This window comes from Herbidospora daliensis (assembly GCF_001570585.1).
Taxonomy (GTDB): Bacteria; Actinomycetota; Actinomycetes; order Streptosporangiales; family Streptosporangiaceae; genus Herbidospora; species Herbidospora daliensis.
Genome location: NZ_BBXF01000005.1, coordinates 529,904 through 548,393 on the forward strand (window position 1 = coordinate 529,904; position 18,490 = coordinate 548,393).

Annotated in this window: 18 protein-coding genes; 5 read left to right on the top strand and 13 right to left on the bottom strand. The window is 72.5% G+C overall.

Going from position 1 to position 18,490, the window contains the following annotated elements; genetic code table 11:
• Positions 1-67 precede the first annotated feature (67 nt).
• On the top strand, positions 68-463 hold the full coding sequence (locus AW274_RS25645; protein WP_062437042.1) for a hypothetical protein: 396 nt from the start codon (positions 68-70) through the stop codon (positions 461-463).
• Here the strand turns inward: AW274_RS25645 and AW274_RS25650 are convergent.
• Positions 460-1,251 (bottom strand): MBL fold metallo-hydrolase, encoded by a 792-nt coding sequence (locus AW274_RS25650; protein ID WP_062437044.1) that lies wholly within the window; start codon positions 1,249-1,251, stop codon positions 460-462. The two genes, AW274_RS25645 and AW274_RS25650, sit on opposite strands and share 4 nt — an antisense overlap.
• Complete coding sequence (locus tag AW274_RS25655; RefSeq protein ID WP_062437046.1) at positions 1,251-1,841, bottom strand: dihydrofolate reductase family protein; 591 nt, start codon at positions 1,839-1,841, stop codon at positions 1,251-1,253. Before AW274_RS25655 ends, AW274_RS25650 begins: the two co-directional genes overlap by 1 nt.
• A 76-nt stretch (positions 1,842-1,917) precedes the next feature.
• Between AW274_RS25655 and AW274_RS25660 the strand changes: the two genes are divergently transcribed.
• Positions 1,918-2,403, top strand: a complete 486-nt coding sequence (locus tag AW274_RS25660; protein ID WP_062437048.1) for a winged helix-turn-helix transcriptional regulator — start codon at positions 1,918-1,920, stop codon at positions 2,401-2,403.
• Here AW274_RS25660 and AW274_RS25665 read toward each other — a convergent pair.
• Positions 2,378-3,358 carry a hypothetical protein gene (locus AW274_RS25665; protein ID WP_062437052.1) on the bottom strand — a complete coding sequence of 327 codons (981 nt, stop codon included), beginning with the start codon at positions 3,356-3,358 and terminating at the stop codon, positions 2,378-2,380. The genes AW274_RS25660 and AW274_RS25665 overlap by 26 nt on opposite strands.
• Before the next feature lie 641 nt (positions 3,359-3,999).
• On the opposite strand from AW274_RS25665, the gene AW274_RS25670 reads away from it, so the two are divergent.
• Complete coding sequence (locus tag AW274_RS25670; protein WP_157520719.1) at positions 4,000-5,127, top strand: FGLLP motif-containing membrane protein; 1,128 nt, start codon at positions 4,000-4,002, stop codon at positions 5,125-5,127.
• 60 nt (positions 5,128-5,187) lie between these two features.
• Here the strand turns inward: AW274_RS25670 and AW274_RS25675 are convergent, their stop codons facing one another.
• Positions 5,188-5,391 (bottom strand): hypothetical protein, encoded by a 204-nt coding sequence (locus AW274_RS25675; protein WP_062339263.1) that lies wholly within the window; start codon positions 5,389-5,391, stop codon positions 5,188-5,190.
• A 112-nt stretch (positions 5,392-5,503) separates the two neighbouring features.
• Between AW274_RS25675 and AW274_RS41500 the strand changes: the two genes are divergently transcribed.
• Positions 5,504-6,085, top strand: a complete 582-nt coding sequence (locus tag AW274_RS41500) for a hypothetical protein (protein WP_198169409.1) — start codon at positions 5,504-5,506, stop codon at positions 6,083-6,085.
• Here AW274_RS41500 and AW274_RS25685 read toward each other — a convergent pair.
• The gene (locus tag AW274_RS25685; protein WP_157520720.1) at positions 6,075-6,881 is read right to left on the bottom strand and encodes a hypothetical protein; all 807 of its coding nucleotides are present in this window, start codon (positions 6,879-6,881) and stop codon (positions 6,075-6,077) included. The two genes, AW274_RS41500 and AW274_RS25685, sit on opposite strands and share 11 nt — an antisense overlap.
• Before the next feature lie 103 nt (positions 6,882-6,984).
• Between AW274_RS25685 and AW274_RS25690 the strand changes: the two genes are divergently transcribed.
• Complete coding sequence (locus AW274_RS25690; protein WP_062437059.1) at positions 6,985-7,596, top strand: helix-turn-helix domain-containing protein; 612 nt, start codon at positions 6,985-6,987, stop codon at positions 7,594-7,596.
• A gap of 11 nt (positions 7,597-7,607) precedes the next feature.
• On the opposite strand, the gene AW274_RS25695 is transcribed toward AW274_RS25690, so the two are convergent.
• From AW274_RS25695 to AW274_RS25730, 8 genes are read right to left on the bottom strand one after another with little or no spacing between them, the layout of a single operon-like run.
• Positions 7,608-8,030, bottom strand: a complete 423-nt coding sequence (locus tag AW274_RS25695; RefSeq protein WP_198169410.1) for a nuclear transport factor 2 family protein — start codon at positions 8,028-8,030, stop codon at positions 7,608-7,610.
• Positions 8,027-9,265: an amidohydrolase family protein gene (locus AW274_RS25700; protein ID WP_062437062.1), complete on the bottom strand. Its 1,239-nt coding sequence runs from the start codon at positions 9,263-9,265 to the stop codon at positions 8,027-8,029. Before AW274_RS25700 ends, AW274_RS25695 begins: the two co-directional genes overlap by 4 nt.
• Positions 9,262-10,917, bottom strand: a complete 1,656-nt coding sequence (locus AW274_RS25705) for a hydantoinase B/oxoprolinase family protein (RefSeq protein WP_062437064.1) — start codon at positions 10,915-10,917, stop codon at positions 9,262-9,264. The genes AW274_RS25700 and AW274_RS25705 overlap by 4 nt, the downstream gene beginning before the upstream one ends.
• Positions 10,910-12,574 carry a hydantoinase B/oxoprolinase family protein gene (locus AW274_RS25710; protein WP_062437067.1) on the bottom strand — a complete coding sequence of 555 codons (1,665 nt, stop codon included), beginning with the start codon at positions 12,572-12,574 and terminating at the stop codon, positions 10,910-10,912. Before AW274_RS25710 ends, AW274_RS25705 begins: the two co-directional genes overlap by 8 nt.
• Positions 12,574-14,616: a hydantoinase/oxoprolinase family protein gene (locus AW274_RS25715; protein WP_062437069.1), complete on the bottom strand. Its 2,043-nt coding sequence runs from the start codon at positions 14,614-14,616 to the stop codon at positions 12,574-12,576. The genes AW274_RS25710 and AW274_RS25715 overlap by 1 nt, the downstream gene beginning before the upstream one ends.
• On the bottom strand, positions 14,609-16,612 hold the full coding sequence (locus AW274_RS25720) for an ABC transporter ATP-binding protein (RefSeq protein ID WP_198169411.1): 2,004 nt from the start codon (positions 16,610-16,612) through the stop codon (positions 14,609-14,611). Before AW274_RS25720 ends, AW274_RS25715 begins: the two co-directional genes overlap by 8 nt.
• Positions 16,613-16,617: 5 nt before the next feature.
• Positions 16,618-17,466 carry an ABC transporter permease gene (locus AW274_RS25725; protein WP_062437962.1) on the bottom strand — a complete coding sequence of 283 codons (849 nt, stop codon included), beginning with the start codon at positions 17,464-17,466 and terminating at the stop codon, positions 16,618-16,620.
• A 12-nt stretch (positions 17,467-17,478) separates the two neighbouring features.
• The gene (locus AW274_RS25730; RefSeq protein ID WP_062437071.1) at positions 17,479-18,489 is read right to left on the bottom strand and encodes an ABC transporter permease; all 1,011 of its coding nucleotides are present in this window, start codon (positions 18,487-18,489) and stop codon (positions 17,479-17,481) included.
• Position 18,490: the final 1 nt, after the last annotated feature.

The window sequence follows — 18,490 nt, forward strand, 5'->3', positions numbered from 1 at the left end:
GCCGGGGGCAACGATTGTGCTGTTCCGGCTTGTGCGGATCCGTGCGAGTCCGTTGTACTGCCGGGTTATGAGCCCCGATGGACAGTCGGCCCGTCCCGACCCGGCCGCCGCGCGCACCGACGCCGAGTTCGCAGCCCAGCTGCGACGACTCAAGGTCTGGTCGGGACGCAGCTACCGCGACATCCAGCTGCACGCGCAGCGGGCCGGTCACCATCTGCCCTATTCGACCGCCGCGGGCATGCTCAAGCGCGACACGCTGCCCCGCCGGGAGGCGCTCACCGCGTTCGTCCTCGGGTGCGGCCTCGACCTGCAGGCGGCCGAGGCGTGGAACGCCGCGCGGACCCGGCTCGACCTGGGCGGCCTGCCGCCGGAACCGCCACGCCGCCCCTGGTGGGCGGTGGTCGCCGCCGCCCTGGTGGCCGTCGTCCAGGACGAGGAGGAGGTCGTGGAGGTGCTCGGCTAGAACTGCCGGAACTGCCCTTCGTGGACGTCGCCCACCCACTCCCAGCCCGGCTTGGCCGACGGGCCGATCCGGGGGTCGGCGGGCGCCCGGCCGTCGCGCAGCGCGAGCACGTAGGCGCGGTCCAGGTCGATCCGCTCCCGCGCCTGACCCGGTCCGCCGACCGACCCGTGGCCCGGGATGACCACGCCGGCCTGGCCCGCGACGTCCTCGATCAGGTCGAGCGCGGCGAGGTAGTCGGCGACGCCGCCGGACTCCAGCATCGGGATCAGGACGTCGGACAGCATGTCCCCCGCGATCAGCACACCACGGTCCTCGATCAGCAGCGCGGCGTGGCCGGGCGCGTGCGCCTGATGCTCGACGATCCGGACGGCGGGACCGTCCCAGGGGATTCGCGTGGCGCCGGGAGGAAGGCCGGTGACGAGGCCGAGGAGGTCGAGCGGCACCTGCCCGGCGATCTCCGTCTCCAGGAGGTGGTCGGCGATGTCGTCCTTCGCGCCCGCGTGCGACAGCTCCTCTTCCATGGCGGCCGCGCAGCGGGCGGTGCCGTAACGGGGAACGTCGCCGAACCGGGCGTCCCAGAGCACGTGGTCCCAGTGGGGATGGGTCGAGAAGCCCGCCACCACGGGCTGCCCCAGCTCGGCGAGGTCGCCCGCGAGACAGTCGAGCTCGGCGCGGGTCAGCCCCGGGTCGACGAGCAGCACGCCGCCGTCCCCCCGCACCACGATCGTGTTGGTCTGCACGAACACGCTCTCGTGGACCCACACCCCCTCGGCGGCCTGGGTCAGCATCAGCCCGCCTCCTTGGCGTCCACGACCGCGTAGTGGTGCAGGGTGACGCCCTGCTGGAACGACCGCTGCTCGATCAGGTCGAGGTCGACCGGCCGGTCGTAGTCGTCGAACAACGACCGGCCGAAGCCGAGGATCGAGGGGTGGGTGAAGAGCAGCAGCTCGTCGAGCAGCCCCGCGCGGAGCAGCTGGGTCGCCAGCGCCGCGCCGCCCACCCCGATGGCGCCGTCGGTCTCGGCCCGCAGCGCGGCGAGCCGCTCGATCGCGTCGTCGCCGCCGATGATCCGGGTGTTGTGGCCAGCACCACGCCGGGTGCGGGAGACCAGCACTTTGGGCTTGGACGTCCAGATCTCGCCGTATTCGCGCAGGTAGTCGGGCAGGGAGGCGTCGGCGTGCGCGTGCGGCCAGAACTCCTCCATGACCTCGTAGTAGACGCGGCCGTGGACCAGCAGCGCGAGCTCCCGCGTGCGCTCGTTGGCCTCGCGGTGCAGCTCCTCGTGGATGCGCAGCCACTCCCCGGCGCCGTTGTCGCCGGGAACCTGCTCGATCCGCAGGTCGAGGGAGACCTGCATCGCGTAGACGAAACGCCCCATCGGTTCCTCCTCTCCGAAAGTGCTTGTATTCTGCAACTACTATCGGGACGGCGAAACGCCTGTCAAGGAGGGAAACGTGGACCCACGGTCGGGGTGCCCGATCAACGCCGCCGTCGAGGTGCTCGGCGACCGGTGGTCGCTGCTGGTGCTGCGCGACGTCATGTTCGGCGACCGCCGCCACTTCCGCGCGCTGCTCCTCGGCTCGTCCGAGGGCATCGCCTCGAACATCCTCAGCGACCGCCTCGTCCGCCTCGTCGAGGCCGGCCTCCTCACCCGCGGCACGGCGGCCCGGGGCCAGCGCGCCCGCTACAGCCTGACCGAAGCGGGCATCCGGACGCTGCCGATCATCTGCGCCCTGGGCGACTGGGGCCTCGACTGGCGACCGGGCGACGACACGCTCCGGGACCGCCAGCGGCTCATCCGGGAGGGCGGCCCGGCGTTCGTCGAGGAGCTGATGGACGAACTCCGCGTCCGCCACCTCGACGCCCCGCCGAAACCCCACGACGGTCCAGGCGCGTTCGACCGCCTGGAGGCCGTCACCGAGGGCGCCGCCCCCGGATGACCTCCATGACGTCGTCGAACTCCGGCAACCCGGCGGCCGGAGCCGGCAGCGCCGCCACCGTCGTGGAGTGGGGCGGCTTGACGGGAAGGCCCGACCGCCAGCCGACGAAGTCGGTGATCGTGCTGCCCTCGGCGCGCTCCTTCAGCGAGTAGTAGCCCTGGTAGGCGGTGTCCCACATGATGTTGAACCGCACCGGCACCCCGGCCCGGTCGGTCAGCAGGTCCCACCACACCAGCGCCGGGCCGTAGGACTCGTCGGGCTTGGCCTGGGCGAGCGCCCGGAAGGTCGGCGAGACCGCGTAGAGGTCGGCGAAGGTGAGCTTGCCCCGCCACGAATAGAGGTTCGTCTGTGAGCGGCCCAGCGGGTCGATGAACACCGGGCCGGAGATGTACTTCTTCTCGTAGGTGTCGGAGAGCAGCCGCTGCAGCGTCGTCGGCTCGAAGATGTTCACGATCTGGTCGGAGAACGCACCGCCGCTCACCGCCTTGCCTCGGTAGGCCCACGGCCGCCCCTTGGGCAGGCCCGGGGAGTAGAGCCTCCCGGCCGAATAGTGGCGCCCGTTCGCCGCGACCGACCGGTGCAGCGAGGTCTGCGCCAGCAGGCTCTTCGCCTGGAGGTCGCCGCCGGCCGCGTCCTCCTTGGCGATGGCGAGCGTGCCGTCGCGCTTGAACATGACCTTGCGGGTCAGGTGGGAGCCGACCACCCCGGCCGGGCCCAGCTGAAGCCAGCCCTTGCGCTCGAAGTGGTAGTCGAACAGGTGCATCATGCTGTTGATCTTGCGGCCCCGGCCGCCCAGCATGACCGTGCCCCATTCGACGACCTTCGCCGTCCGCTTCTGCGCCAGCAGCCGCTTCACGGCCACGACGGGATTGGGGGCGGCGGCCTGGGCGGGTAAGGGTACGACCACGACGGAGGCAAGGACGGCGACGCCGATCCCCGCGATCTTTGATTTCACGGGTCCGCATCTTCCCACAGAGCGCTGGCCCGCCGGCGCGTACGGACGGTCCTGCACTCCTGACGTGGGCGTGGATGTCGCCGCCGGCGAAACCGTCTCAGCGGGAGCCCGCCTGTCCGGAATGTCAGGGGATTTCCCCGAGGCGGCCGGGCAGGGCTCACGGTCATCGTGCTGGTATGCAGCTGGTCGCACTGGCCCTGACGATCTCCGGATTCCTCAGCCCGGGACCGTCGGCTCATCTGGAGGTGACCCCGCCACGAGGACAGGCGGGCGACGTCATCACACTCACCATGCACGATGCCGGCGAGTACTGCGGCGATCCCGGCCGGGCGATGCTCGGGGAAACGGAGCTACCCGGGGAGTGGCGGCACGAGTATCGGGCCGCTGACGAGACCCACGTCGTGATCACCACCTTCGAGGTGCCCGCGAACGTTCCCAGCGGGGATCTATCGGTGTCCGTCCGGCACGATCCGACGAATGAGCTGTGTCCGCAGGTTGAGGCGGTCGTCTTCAACGTCACGGATCCCCCGGACAGCCCGGATCCACCAGACAGCCCGGATCCACCGGACGGCCCGGATCCACCAGAGGGCCCGGATCCACCAGACGGCTCCGTTCCGCCGGGCCAGGTGGATCCGGAGCCGGTGACCACGACGCCCGCGCCACCCGCGGGCACCGTGACGATCACCCAGAGTCCGCCGGTTTCCGAACCCGCCGACGATCAGGTGTCGACCGGCCAGCCCATGACCGAGCGCCCGGCCCTCTCCCCCAGCCCGTCGCCCGGCCCTGAGATCTCCTCGCCCCCTCCCCCGCAAACGGTCACCTCACCGCTGCCGAGGGCTCCGTTGCCCGCCGGGCTGCGGCCGGTGGCCGATTACACCTGGGCCGCCTTGGCCCAGGCTGTGGTGCTGGCCGTTCTGCTGGCGCTGGGCATGGTGCTCATCGGGTTCCCCGCGGAGTACTTCAACAAGCTGTACGAGACGCACCGTGACCGGCTGCGGTCGAAGCGGTGGAGCCTGCCGCCCCTGCGGTTGCCGCGGCCGCTGCTCCTGCTCGGGTCGGTGACCGCCGCCGGGGTGCTGTTCACCCTGGCCGGCGACGTCAGGCAGCCTGATCAGCTGTTCGGGTCGGTCGCCGCCTACGCGGTCGCCTTCCTCGTCACCACGCTCGCCTACGAGGTGCCGATCGAGTTGCGTCACCGCGAGAAGGGCAACGGCGCGGGCGTGCTCAAGGCGGTGCCGGGGGCGTTGTTCGTCGCACTGGTCTGCGCGGGGTTGTCATGGTGGCTGGCGTTCTCACCCGCCTACCTGTACGGCGTGTTCGCCGTCTTCCTCGCGTCGGGGCGCACGGAACTCGACCGCGACGACGCGGGCCGGGCGGTGCTGACCGGCTGTGTGTCCCTGCTCGTCGTCAGCGGCGGAGCGTTCGTGATCTGGTCGTCCATCGACGTGGGCACCCCTGCCACGATCGGCCTGTACGTCACGGATCTCGTGGTGGCGACGGTGTGGACCGCCGGAGTCCAGGCGGTGCTGTTCCTGATGACGCCGCTCGCCTTCATGGACGGCCCGAAGCTGCTTCGCTGGCGTAAGGCGGCGTACGCCGGGGTGGTCGTCGTGGCGGGCTGCGGGTTCGCGTTCAGCGCGCTGACCAGGGATCCCCAGCCGTTCAACGGCGCCGAACTGGCCAGAGCCTGCTGGTTGTTCGGGGCCTTCCTGCTGTTCACCGGGCTGTTCTGGGCGGTCTGCGCCGTCCTGGCCCGTCGTGCACGGTGAGACGCGTGTCGGTCGGGGCCACGCACTGGCAGGTGCGCGGCCCGACTGTGGCGCCCGGGGCTACGCGTAGAGGAACCAGTAGCCGTGTTCCGGGACGCACTGGTAGGACGTCCACCAGCCCTCGGTGATGCCGAGGTTGCCGACCCGGTTGCAGTCCCAGTTGTAGTAGTAGACGTTGCGGAGTGTGGCCGCCTGCGCGGGCGCGGCGCCCACGGACAGCACGAAGCCGAATGCGAGCAGTGCGGAGACCATCAGTTTGCGCATGGCGCGAGAGTCGCATCCCGGCGTCGGCTCGACCAGCGTGCCGATCTCCTTTGTACGGTGACCTGGACCGGTCCCCCGTCGTGGCTGAAAGGTTCACCGCTAGCCTGAAGGCATGATGCGAGCAGCGGGCGCCCTGGTCGGCCTGACGCTGCTCGTGGCCGCGACGGGCTGCGGCGACGACCCGCCCGTCGCCCGGCCGGCCGTCACCCCGGCCCCGACCGTCGAGGCGCTGCCCGTCGAGGCGCTGCCCGAACGGCCCTCGGAGGAGTTGGCGCTGCCCGACGGGCGCCGGGTCGCGATGCGCTACGAGAGCGGCCGGGGGCTGTTCGAGCAGCACTTCGATCCGAAGACGGGCGCGTGGTCGCGATCACGTCTCGTCTACAAGACCAAAACCGATCCCTGTCAGAGCATCAAGCTCCAGGAGAAGAGCGGCACGGTCACGGCGATCGCGAACTTCGGGCGTTACTGCTCCGACGGCGAGCCGCCGACCGAGTCGATCGCCGCGGTGGCCGTCGAGGACCTCTCCGAGTGGCGGCACCACCTGACCCGGAAGTTCGACGGCTGGGCGCGGGCCGCCGTCTCCGACGGCGGGCGGAAGGTGACCTTCGTCCGCAACGCCACGCATGTCCGGGCCAGGCTAGTCTGGACCGCGTCGGAGGGGTTCTCCGACACGGTCTTCACGTTCACCTCTTGACGTCCTTCTCGTCGATCACCGCTTCGGCGCGGGGGGCGACGACGGCGACCTTCGTGCCCCAGTTGTAGAGGCGGGTGTCGGAGGTGTAGTCGACGACGGTTCCGCCGCCGACGGGCGTGCGCATCTTGACGCTGAGGCGGGTGATCAGGCCGTCCTTGCCGAAGGAGAACGTGTAGGCGATCGTGGAGATCCGGCCGCTCTCGCTTTTGCCGCCGGGGCCGAACTGCTTGCGGAACACCGGGGAGAGCGCCGCCATCTTCGCGCTCGTGGTGGTGCCCTTCACCACGCCGCCGCGGTTGGAGCTCGCCTTGGCGATCAGCGTCTTGACCGTGTTCGGCTCGAACACGTCGACGATGACGCCGGCCGGGACCGGCGGGAGGGGGCGCTTGCGCACCCAGTACTTGCCCTCCGGCAGCCCCTGTCCGGCGCGCGGTCCCTGCACGTAGGTGGCCTTCGGCAGGGAGATCACCCGGCCGGGGGTCTCGGCGGCCTTGCGGACGCCGCGTTCGTCGTTGTCGGCGTCGTCGAAGAAGCCCTTGTCGTAGCGCGTCTTCTCGTTGAGGTCGGACGCGATCGGGCCCTTCGGGCCGAACTGGATCGAGCCCAGCTCCTGGGTGACGCTCCCCTTGCCGCCCTTCGGCCGCACCTGCAGCACCGTCTTGAGCTTGACGCCCTTGCCGGTGACGAACTGCGCCGTCAGCGCCCTGATCGGATCGACATTCGCCGCCGACGCCGGCTGCGCGGGCGCCACCAGGGCACCCGCCGCCACCAGCGTCACGGCCATCACTCGCTTCACCCGGGGAAGTCTCACAAGCCCAGGTCACAGCATGATCACATAGCCGACCTTCGTATTGTTCGATACCATCGAACAGTTCCGTCGTGAGTCATGGGGAGTTCAGGTGGCCAGGAGTGAGCGGCGTGCCGACGACGACGGCCAGCAGGTGCTGGTCGGCGCGCGGGTGCGGCAGTTCCGCACCGAGCGGGGGCTGACCCTGCGCGGGCTGTCCGCCCAGTCGGGGCTGTCGATCGGGTTTCTGTCGCAGGTCGAGCGGGGTGTCTCCTCCATCGGGCTGACCGCGCTCAACAGCCTGGCCAAGGCGCTCGACCGGCCGGTGCCGGAGTTCTTCAGCGCCGACGATCCGGAGCCCCGGTCGGAGCCGGCCGCGCCGCCGCTGCACTTCACGCTGACCCGCCGCGACGACGGCGCGACGCAGTACGTCTCGGGCCAGACCACCTACCGCATGCTCTCCGACCGGGGTCCTGACCTGGTGCTGGAGCCGATGCTGGTGCACATCGCGCCGGGCGGGAAGCGCGAGGAGTCCTACGGCCACCGGGGCGAGGAGTTCGCCTACGTGGTGCACGGCGAGCTGCTCTACGAGGTCGACGGGGTCGAGCACCGGCTGCTGCCGGGAGACAGCGTGCACCTGCGGTCGAGCGTGCCGCACCGGCTCTACAACGACACCGACGAGGTGACCACGGTGGTGTCCGTGGTCACCCCCCGGCTGTTCTGACGAGGCCCTGTTCACTCCCACGTAACATCGCGGACGAGTTCCGCGTGGTGGTGCACGATGGCCCAGCCCGCGGCCGTGCGGCGCAGCACGTCGGTGACCCGGGTGTGCTCCGGCGGGCCGCCCGGCGCGACCGCGACGAGCACGTAACGGGCCACGGCGGTGTCGCCCCACACGTCCACCCGCATCTCCCTGGCGCGCAGCGAGTCGAGCGACGGGCGGGCTCCGGCGGCGTCCCGTTCGGCGCGGTAGGCGTCGAGTTCGGCGCGGGTGCGCAGCGGGCCGGGCAGGTGGCTCTCCCAGGTGGTCACCTCGGGGTGGAGGTGGCTGTCGAACCGGGGGCGGTCGCCCGCCAGGAAGGCGTCGTACATGTCGTCGATGGCGGCGGCGACGTCGGCCGCCGAGGTGCCGCGGGTGGTGACGTCGAAGCCGGTCACAGGGCCGACCCGCCGTTCCGGTCGTCGCGCACGATCCGGCCGCCGGACATCACCCAGCGCACGCCGCGGAACGCCGACGCCGACTCCAGCGGGTCGGCGTCCATGGCGACGAGGTCGGCGTACTTGCCGGTCTCGACGGTGCCGAGGTCGGCCTCGGCGTCGAGCCAGCGGATCGGGCCGAGGGTGCCGGCGTAGAGGGCGCGGGCGGGGCCGAGGCCGGCGTCCGACATGTGCTCCAGTTCGCGGACCGTGGCGTTGGTGCCCTCGAAGTCCCAGAACGGGGGCATGTCGCTGCCGAGCAGCACCTCCACGCCCGCCGCCAGGGCCAGGGCGTAGCTCTCCAGGTGGCGGGGGCCCGCGCCGAGCGAGCGCTGCTGCATCCACTCCGGTACGCCGAGCTCGTCGAAGAACGCCTTGCAGCGGGTGACCAGCAGGGTCGGCACCAGCGCGGTGCCCTGGGCGGCCATCGCGGCGACCACCTCGGGGGTGAGCTGGTAGCCGTGCTCGACGCAGTCGAGGCCCAGCTCGACGGCCTCGGCGATGACGGGGGCGGGGCCCGCGTGGGCGGTGACCTTGCGGCCCCAGGCGTGCGCGGTCTCGATGACGGCGGTCAGCTCGTCGGTGAAGAGCTGGCGGGTGTGGATGTCCTCGTGCTCGCCGGCGATGCCGCCTGAGATCATCACCTTGATGAGGTCGGCCCCGGCCTTGACCTGGCTGCGCACCCCCTGGCGGAAGCCGTCGGCGCCGTCGCACTCCAGGGTGTCGGTGCCCTCGTGGCCGTGGCCGCCGGTGGAGACCAGCGCGCGTCCGGCGGTGAAGATGCGCGGGCCGGTCGCGCGGCCGGCGGTGACGGCGCGGCGCAGCGCGAAGTCGGCGTGGTCCTTCTCGGCGACGCAGCGGACGGTGGTGACCCCGCACATGAGGGTGCGGCGGGCGCCGTCGGCCATGTAGAAGGCCAGGTCGTGGGGGCTCAGGCCCTTGACCGCGTCGCCGCCCTGGCCGGGCAGCGACAGGGACAGGTGGGTGTGCATGTTGGCCAGGCCGGGCGTCAGGTAGGCGCCGCCCAGGTCGACGCGGCGGTGGTCTCGCCCGGCCTCGGCCAGGACGTCGCCGGCGGGGCCGACGGCGGCGATGCGGTCGCCGCGCACCCACACCGCCGCGTCGCGCAGGGGGCCGACGCCGTCGAGCACGCGGGCGTCGACCACCGTGCAGCCGGTCAGCACGGTCGAGTTCATGAAGGGTTCTTCCTTTCGTACAGGTCACGGGCCGCCTGCGGGGAGACGTACCCCTCGGCGAGGTCGTCGCGGACGGCGGCCGGGTCGCGGTCGCGGGGGTCGCCGTGGCCGCCGCCGCCGGCCGTCAGCACGGTGACGCGATCACCGGGCGAGACGGCGGTGCGGCGGGTGCTCACCCGCTCCTCCCGGTCGGTGCCGGGGAAGACGATCACCTGGTTGGGCTCGGGCTCGTGCCCGCCGTCGAGCGCCCACGGGCGCGATCGGGTCTTCTTGACGACCGACAGGAACTCGCCCCCGGTGACGAAGCGGATGTCCCGGCGCAGGCCGGGGCCGCCCCGGTGCCGTCCGGGCCCGCCGGAGTCGGTGCGGATCTCCAGGCGCTCGACGAACATCCCGGTCCGGGCCTCCAGCACCTCGATCGGGGTGATGCGGGCCTGGGTCTGGGCGAGGTGGTTGGCCGGGCCGATGCCGTCGTGGTGCGGGGCGCCGCCCCAGCCGACCGGCTCGTTGTTGCTGACCGCGAACAACCTCCCGGTGTCGGGGTGGACGCCCACCATCATGAAACCCGGCACGTCGCCGCCCGAGGAGGCGGGCAGCCGGTCGGGCATGCCCTGCGCGAGGGCCTTGTAGATGAGTTCGAGCGCGACCGTGCCGGTCCACTGGGTGAAGGTGGCCGCCGGGTAGACCGCGTGGAAGAGCGTGCCGGGCTCGGCCCGCACGGTCAGGGCGGTGAAGTGGCCCGCGTTCGCGGCCTCGCCCGGCGTGGTGATCGCCTTGAACGCGACCCGCGCGGTGGCGATGGTCGCCCCGAGCGGCAGGTTCACCGGGCCGGCGACGGCGGGCGAGGAACCGGCGAAGTCGACGACGCAGGTCCCGTCGGCGATGGTCACGGTGACCCGCATCTTCACGGGGTCGTCGGTGACGCCGTCGTCGTCGAGCAGGTCCTCGGCCGTCCACGACCCCTGCGGCAGCGCGGCCAGGGCGTCGGCGGTGGACGCCTCGGCCACCGCGATCACGGTGTCGATCGCCCCGGCGACGGTGGCACGGCCGTAACGCCGGTCGAGCTCGACCAGGCGGCGCTCACCGGTGCGCAGGGCGGCGATCTGGGCGTGCAGGTCGCCGAGCACCTCGTCGGGCATGCGCGAGTTGAACCTGATCAGCTCGTGGATCTCGTGCACCGGCTCGCCGCGCGAGACGACCTTCGTCCCGGGGAAGATGACGCCTTCCTGGTGCATGTCGGTCGAGTCGAGCACGTAGCCCGGGTCCTTCGCGCCCAGGTCCATCCAGTGGGCGCGCACGCACACGAAGCCGATCAGCTCGCCGTCGAAGACGGGGGCGAACAGGGTCGCGTCGTAGGAGTGGGCGGCGTTCCAGTACGGATAGTTGAGCAGCACCACGTCGCCGGGGTGCAGGTTGTCGCGGCCGACGTACTCGACGCCCTTGCGGATCGAGTAGTCGTTGGCGCCCAGGAACCGGCTCAGGCCGGTCGACTCGGCGACCAGGCGCAACGCGGGGTCGTAGATCGAGATGCCGAAGTCGTGCACCTCGTAGATGACGGGGTTGAACGAGGTGCGCACCAGCGTGGCGCGCATCTCCTCGGCGACCGAGACCAGGTGGCTGCGCACGACCTCGACGGTGGTGCCGTCAGTCATCGGCGTCCACTCCGTAGAGGTCGCGGGCCGCCTGCGGGGAGACGTACCCCTCGGCGACGTCGTCGCGGACGGCTTCGGGGTCGCGGTCGCGCGGGTCGCCGTGGCCGCCGCCGCCCGCGGTGAGCAGGGTGACGCGGTCGCCCGGCGACACGGCGGTGCGGCGGGTGCTGACGCGCTCCTCCCGGTCGGTGCCCGGGAAGACGATCACCTGGTTGGGGTCGGGCTCGTGCCCGCCGTCGAGCGCCCACGGGCGGGATCGGGTCTTCTTGATCACCGACAGGAACTCGCCCTCGGTGACGAAGCGGATGTCCCGCCGCAGGCCCGCGCCGCCCCGGTGCCGGCCCGCGCCGCCGGAGTCGGTGCGGATCTCGACCCGCTCGAAGAACATGCCGGTCTTGGCCTCCAGCACCTCGATCGGGGTGGTGCGGCCGGTGCTGCCGGAGACGTGGGTGGCGGCGTGCATGCCGTCGTGGCCGGGGGTCGCGCCCCAGCCGACCGGGTCGTTGTTGCTGACCGCGAACAACTTCCCGGTGTCGGGGTGGACGCCGACCATCATGAAGCCCGGCACGTCGCCGCCCGAGGAGGCCGCCAGCCGGTCGGGCATGCCCTGGGCCAGCGCCTTGAGGATCAGCTCGACGGCGACGATGCCGGTCCACAGGGTGAACGTCGGCTGCGGGTAGACGGCGTGGAACAGCGTGCCCGGCTCGGCCTTCACCGTCAGCGGCGCGACGGTGCCCTCGTTCGACGGCTGGTCGGCCGAGGTGAGCGACTTGAGCACGACCTTGCAGATCGCCTCGGTCGCGCCGTAGGGCATGTTGATCGGCCCGGCCGTCGCCGGGGCCGACCCGGCGAAGTCGACGGTGAAGCCGCCGTCGTCGATCGTGACGGTGACCTGCATCTTCACCGGGTCGTCGGTGATGCCGTCGTCGTCGACCCAGTCGACCGCCGTCCACGACCCCTGCGGCAGCGCGGCCAGCGCCGCGCGGGTGCGCGCCTCCCCGTCGGCGATGATGCGCTCGACGGCGGCCTCGACGGTCGGGCGGCCGAACTTGGCGAGGATCTCCAGGAACCGCCGTTCGCCGGTACGCAGGGCGGCGATCTGGGCGTGCAGGTCGCCGAGCACCTCGTTCGGCATGCGCGAGTTGAACCGGATCAGCTCGTGGATCTCGTGCACCGGCTCGCCCCGGGAGACGACCTTCGTCCCGGGGAAGATGAGCCCTTCCTGGTGCATGTCGGTCGAGTCGAGCACGTAGCCGGGGTCTTTCGCGCCCAGGTCCATCCAGTGGGCCCGCACGCACAGGAAGCCGACCAGGTCGGCGCCCTCGAAGACCGGCGCGAACAGGGTCGCGTCGTAGGCGTGCGCGGAGTTCCAGTACGGATAGTTCATCAGCACCACGTCGCCGGGGTGCAGGTTGTCGCGGCCGACGTACTCGACGCCCTTGCGGAGGGCGAAGTCGTTCGCGCCGAGGAAGAAGGTGAGGCCGGTGGCCTCGGCGATCAGGCGCAGGCCGGCGTCGTACATCGACATGCCGAAGTCGTGCACCTCGTAGATCACCGGGTTGAACGAGGTGCGCACCAGCGTGGCGCGCATCTCCTCGGCCGCCGACAGCAGGTAGCTGCGCACGACCTCCACGGTCGCGCCGTCGAGCGTGGTCATCACGCCTCCCCGTCGAGGGTCACCAGCAGGTGGCCGTATTCGTCGACCTCGACCCGCTGGCCGCTGGGCACCACGGTCGTGGACGTGCCCTCGTCGACCAGGGCCGGACCGGCGAAGGCGTCGCCGGGCGCGAGGTCGGCCCGGTCGTAGACCGCGAACGAGGTCAGCGCCCGGGTGCCGAAGTCGTAGGCCCGCCGGTACGTCGGCACGGGGGCCTTCTCACCGCGCGGCGGGCGGGTCAGTTCGGGGCGGTCGGCCCGGCCGACGCCGCGGACCCGCAGGTTGAGGATCTGGAGCCGGTTGTCCATCGCGTGGCCGTAGCGGGCGCGGTGCAGCTCCTCGAACGCGACCCGGACGGTCTCCGCGTCGAGGTCGCGGCCGACCGGGACGGTGAGTGTGTGTTCCTGGCCCAGGTAGCGCAGTTCGAGCTGCCGCTCCAGGATCGCCAGCTCGGCGGGGATGCCCTGCTCCGTCAGCGAGGCCACCGCCTCGGCCTCGACCTCGCGGAAACGGTCGTCCAGGTCGGCGAGGTCGAGGTCGTCGAGGGTCGCCATGACGGTCCGGGAGAAGTCGCCGACGATGTCGGCCGACAACATGCCCCAGGCCGAGAAGCCCGAGGGCGCGAACGGCACCACGACCTCGCGGATGCCCATCTCCCTGGCCAGCAGCGGGGCCAGCAGCGGCCCGGCCCCGCCGAACGCGAGCAGCGAGAAGACGCGCGGGTCGTGGCCGCGCTCCACGGTGATCTGCCGGACCGCGCCGACCGTCTTGGCCAGCAGCACGTCGAACACCCCGGCGGCGGCCGACTCGACCGGCAAACCGAGCGGCCCGGCGATCTGCTCCGCCAGCGCCGCGCGGGCGGCGTCGGCGTGCAGGCCCATCTCGCCGCCGAGGAACCGGTCGGGGTCGACGTAGCCGAGCACGACGGCGGCGTCGGTGACCGTGGGCCGGGTGCCGCCCCGGCCGTAGGAGACCGGGCCGGGGTCGGCCCCGGCGCTCTCGGGGCCGACCTTGAGCAGGCCCCGGTCGAGCCAGGCGATCGAGCCGCCGCCCGCGCCGATGGTGCGGATGTCGTACGTCGGGATGAGCAGCGGGAAGTGTTCGAGCTGGGCCTCGTACGCGGCCACCGCCGAGCCGCGCTCGATGACGCACGCGTCGAGCGAGGTGCCGCCGATGTCGAAGGTCAGCAGGTAGTCGCGCTTGAGGGCGTCGGCCAGGTAGGCCGCGCCGACGATGCCCCCGGCCGGGCCGGACAACACCGTGTGCGTGGGCGAGGTCTTGGCCACCGCCGACGTCATCGAGCCGCCGCCCGAGCGCATGATGAGGAACCGGCCGCCGAAGCCGCGCGCGGCCAGCCCGGCCTCCAACTCGTCGACGTAGCTCTCGAAGATGGGCCGGATGTAGGCCTCCAGCACCGTGGTGCTGGTGCGTTCGTACTCGCGGTACTCGCGCACGATGTCGGTCGAGAGTGACAGGCTGACCTGCGGATACGCCTCGCGGATGAGGTCGGCCGCCTGCCGCTCGTGGGCCGGGTTGAGGTAGGAGTGCAGGAAGCAGACGGCGATGCCGTGCACGCCGTGCTCCTCGACCAGGGTGCGGGCCGCCGCGCGCACGCTGTCGGGGTCGAGGTCCTCCACCACGCGGCCCCGGTAGTCGAGCCGGCCCTTCACGCCCGCCGTGTGGCGGCGCTTGACCAGGCTCCGCGGGCGTTCGTACTGGAAGTCGTACATGTGGTCGGGCGGCACGTTGCCCCGGCCGATGAGGAAGACGTCGCGGAAGCCCTCGTTGGTGATGATGCCGGTCGGACCGCCCCGGCGCTCCAGCACGGCGTTCAGGCCGAGGGTGGTGCCGTGGATGAACAGCTCCACCCGGGACAGGTCGGTGCCGAGCGCCTCGATCGCGTTGAGCACCCCCTCCCACGGCCGCGCCGGGGTGGTGGACGCCTTGCGGAACCTGACCCGGCCGGTGCGCGAGTCGAGCTCCATCGCGTCGACGAAGGTGCCCCCGATGTCGACGGCCAGCCGGATGGTGCGATCAGACACGGATGTCACTACCTTTCAGCAGATCGGGGATCTCGGGCACCCGGCGGCAGGCCGCGCGGGCGGCCCCGTAGGACCGCAGCTCCTGCTCCTCGGCCCGGCAGCGGTCGTCGGCGAACGGGCAGCGCGCGGCCAGCGGGCACCCCGTGGCGTCGGCCTCGGTGTCGTCGAGGTCGTCGGTGAGCGTCACCTTCGGGCCGGCGAAGCCGGCGCCGAGGCTGGGCGCGCTCGCCAGCAGCGCCCGGGTGTAGGGGTGGCGGGGGTTGCCGAAGACCTCCTCGACCGGGCCCTCCTCGACGATGCGGCCGAGGTAGAGCACGATCACGCGGTCGGCGAAGCCGCGCACGGTGGCCAGGTCGTGGGAGATGAAGACCGAGCCCCGCGTCGGGTCGCGCACCACGCCGGCGATCACTTCGAGGATCTGCGCCTGCACGGTGACGTCGAGCGCCGAGGTCGGTTCGTCGAAGACGAGCACGTCGGGTTCGCCGGCCAGCGCGCGGGCGATGCACACCCGCTGCGCCTGCCCGCCGGAGAGTTCGTGGGGGTGGCGGGTGAGCATCGAGCGGTCGAGCTCCAGCCGGTCGACCACGGCCTCGACGCGCTCGGCCCGCTGGGCCGCCGGCAGGCCGAGGGCGCGCAGCGGTTCGCCGATGGCGTCGGCGACGGTGCGGCGCGGGCTGAGAGAGCCGATCGGGTCCTGGAACACCATCTGGACGCGGGTCCGCAACTGGCGCAGCTCACGCCCGCGCAGGTCGGACATGCGCGCCCCGGCGACCTTCACGTCGCCGCGCGCGGGCGGCACCAGGCCGAGCAGCAGCTTGGCGAGGGTGCTCTTGCCGCAGCCGCTCTCCCCCACGACGCCGAGCGTCTCGCCCGCCGCCACCCGCAGGCTGACCCCGCGCAGCGCGGCGTGACCGCCTTTGCCGAAGCGGCTGCGGTAGACCACGTGCGCGTCGTCGACCTCCAGCACGGTCTCGGCCGCCGCCGTCACCCGCTCGGGCGTCTCGGCGGGTTCCGAAACGGCGAGTTCGTCGGTACGGGGGTGGAAACAGGCCAGCGTCCAGTCGTCGGCGGCCCCGGGCACCGGACGCGAAGAGGGCCGGTCGGCGGTGCACTCGGCGGTGGCGTGCGCGCAGCGCGGCGCGAACGGGCACTCGCGCGGGGCCGCCGTCAGCAGCGGCATCGCGCCCGGGGTGGCGACGACCGCGCGGCCGTCGACGTCGGGCACCGACCGCAACAACGCCCGCGTGTACGGATGGGCGGGCCGCCCCAGCACCCGCGCGGCCGGGCCGCTCTCCACCACGGTGCCCGCGTAGAGCACCACGACCCGGTCGCACACCCCGGCGACGGAGGCCAGATCGTGGGAGATGAGCAGCACGCCCCGGCCGTCGGCGTCGGCGGCGTGCCGGAACTGGCGCAGGATCTCCTTGGTCAGCGTCACGTCGAGGCCGGTGGTGGGCTCGTCGGCGATGAGCAGGCCGGGGGCGCAGCCGGTGGCCAGCGAGATCATCACCCGCTGCGCCATGCCGCCCGACAGTTCGTGCGGGTAGGCGCCCAGCCGCCGCCGCGGCGAGCGGATGCCGACCGCCGCGAACTGCTCCTCGGCCGCCTGCCGCGCCTCGGCCTCGGTGAGCCGCCGGTGGGTGGTCAGCCGGTCGGTGAGCTGGCGGCCCACGGTCCGGGTCGGGCTCAGCGCGCCGCGCGGGTTCTGGAAGCAGATGGCCGCGCCGTGCCCCCGGTGGCGGCGCAGCGCGCCGGCGTCCATGCGGAGCACGTCGTCGCCCTCGAAGCGGACCGCGCCGGTGGCGTGCGACCCGCCGGGGAGCAGCCCGACGATCGAGCGGGCGACCATGCTCTTGCCGCCGCCGCTCTCCCCCACCAGGCCGACCACCTCGCCCCGGCCGACCCGCAGCGAGACGCCGCTGAGCGCGGCCACCTCGCGGCCGGGCCGGCGGATGACGACCGACAGATCCTCGATCGAGAGCAGGTCTGGATCCACGGGGCTCACCGCCGCTTCGCTTCGGCGCGCTCCTGGAGGCCCTCGCCGAGGAGGCTGAAGCCGAGCACGCAAATGAGCAGGACAAGGCCGGGCGGGACCGAGGTCCACCAGCGCCCGGCCACCACGTCGGGGCTGCCGAGGCTGATCATCGCGCCCCACTCGGCGGCCGGGACGGTCACGCCCAGCCCGAGGAACGAGAGCCCGGCGAGGGTGAGCATCGCCCACCCGGCGTTCAGCGGCGCGATCACCCTGACCGGGGTCAGGCTGTTGGGCAGCACGTGCCGCCACACCACCCCGAAGGTCGAGGCGCCCGAGGTGACGGCCGCGGCCACGAACGCCGACTCGCGCACGGTGCGCACCTCGGCCCGGACCAGCCGGGCGTAGGCGGGCGCGTTCACCGCCGCGATCACCGCGATCAGGTTGCCGGTGCCGTTGCCGACCAGCGCCGCGACCGCCAGCGCGAGGATGAAGGTGGGGAACGCCTGGAAGACGTCGACCACGCGCATCAGCACGTCGTCGACCCAGCCGCCGAGGTAACCGGCGACCAGGCCGAGCGCGGTCCCGGCGACGACGGCCACGGCGACCCCGGCGACCGCGATCCCGAGGTCGAGGCGGCCGGCGTGCAGGAGCCTGCTCCAGACGTCCATGCCGTTGGCGTCGGTGCCGAGCGGGTGGCCGGGGCCGGGCGGCACGAGCGTGCCGAGGGGGTCGATCTCGGTCGGCCCCCAGCCGGTGAGCAGCGGCGCGAGGATCGCCGCCAGCGCGACGACGGCCAGGATCACCGAGCCGGTGACGATGAGGACGGTGGCGAAGCGGCCCGGACGGGCCGTGCCGACGACGACGGTCTCAGCCATGACGACCACCTCTCAGATCTGCACGCGCGGGTCGAGGGCGGCCTGCGCCACGTCGGCGATGAGGAAGACCACGACGTAGCAGAACGCGATCACCAGGACCGACGCCTGCACGACCGGGTAGTCGCGGTAGAGCAGGCCGCGCAGCGCCCACTGGCCGAAGCCCTGCCACGAGAACACGTACTCGACCAGCACGGTCGAGCCGATCGAGGTGCCGAACACCAGCGCGGCCAGCGACGGCAGCCGGGCCAGCGTCGCCCGCAGCAGGTAGCCGCGCAGCAGCGTGCGCCCGCCCAGGCCGTGGGCGGTGGCCGCGATGTACGGCTCGGAGTGCAGCACCTCCAGCGCCGAGGCCCGCACGCTGCGCAGCAGCGGCGCGACGACCACGATCGCCAGCGTCGCCACCGGCAGGATCAGGTGCGCCAGCGCCGACCCGAACGCCGGGCCGTTGAGCGTCAGCGCGGCGTCGAGCAGGTCGGCCCCGGTGAGCGGGGTCAGGTTCGTGTCGGGGTCGACCCGCCCGCTGGGGGCGGGGAACCAGCCGAGCACGCTGTAGCCGACCAGGATCAGCACCAGCCCGAGCCAGAACTCCGGCATCGAGTTGCCGACCAGGGCCAGCAGCCGCACCCCGTGGTCGCCCGCCCGGTCGGCGCGGCGCGCCGACCAGACGCCCAGCAGCACGGCGACCACCAGGGCCACCGCGAGCGCCAGCACGACCAGTTCGAAGGTCGGGCCGATGCGCAGCCCGATCTCCGCGCCGACCGAGGTGCCGCTCTGGATGGAGGTGCCGAGGTCGCCGGTGACCAGCCCGCCGAGGTAGTCGAGGAACTGCTTCACGACGGGCTGGTCGAGGCCGTAGCGGGCCCGCGCGGCGGCGGCGTCCTCGGGTGTGGCGTTCGGGCCGAGGATGGTCCGGATCGGGTCGCCGGGCAGCACCCGGACCAGCAGGAAGGTCAGGACGACCACTCCGAGCAGCACCGGGATGAGCTGGAGCAGCCGCCTGACGAGGAAGCGGACGATCCTCATG

What these genes read in the sequence shown, in the direction of transcription:
- AW274_RS25730 (WP_062437071.1), bottom strand. Translation starts at nt 18,489, where the DNA reads ATGAGGATCGTCCGCTTCCTCGTCAGGCGGCTGCTCCAGCTCATCCCG.
- AW274_RS41500 (WP_198169409.1), top strand. Translation starts at nt 5,504, where the DNA reads ATGATGCGAGCAGCGGGCGCCCTGGTCGGCCTGACGCTGCTCGTGGCC.
- AW274_RS25675 (WP_062339263.1), bottom strand. Translation starts at nt 5,391, where the DNA reads ATGCGCAAACTGATGGTCTCCGCACTGCTCGCATTCGGCTTCGTGCTG.
- AW274_RS25700 (WP_062437062.1), bottom strand. Translation starts at nt 9,265, where the DNA reads ATGAACTCGACCGTGCTGACCGGCTGCACGGTGGTCGACGCCCGCGTG.
- AW274_RS25725 (WP_062437962.1), bottom strand. Translation starts at nt 17,466, where the DNA reads ATGGCTGAGACCGTCGTCGTCGGCACGGCCCGTCCGGGCCGCTTCGCC.
- AW274_RS25655 (WP_062437046.1), bottom strand. Translation starts at nt 1,841, where the DNA reads ATGGGGCGTTTCGTCTACGCGATGCAGGTCTCCCTCGACCTGCGGATC.
- AW274_RS25650 (WP_062437044.1), bottom strand. Translation starts at nt 1,251, where the DNA reads ATGCTGACCCAGGCCGCCGAGGGGGTGTGGGTCCACGAGAGCGTGTTC.
- AW274_RS25645 (WP_062437042.1), top strand. Translation starts at nt 68, where the DNA reads ATGAGCCCCGATGGACAGTCGGCCCGTCCCGACCCGGCCGCCGCGCGC.
- AW274_RS25710 (WP_062437067.1), bottom strand. Translation starts at nt 12,574, where the DNA reads ATGACCACGCTCGACGGCGCGACCGTGGAGGTCGTGCGCAGCTACCTG.
- AW274_RS25705 (WP_062437064.1), bottom strand. Translation starts at nt 10,917, where the DNA reads ATGACTGACGGCACCACCGTCGAGGTCGTGCGCAGCCACCTGGTCTCG.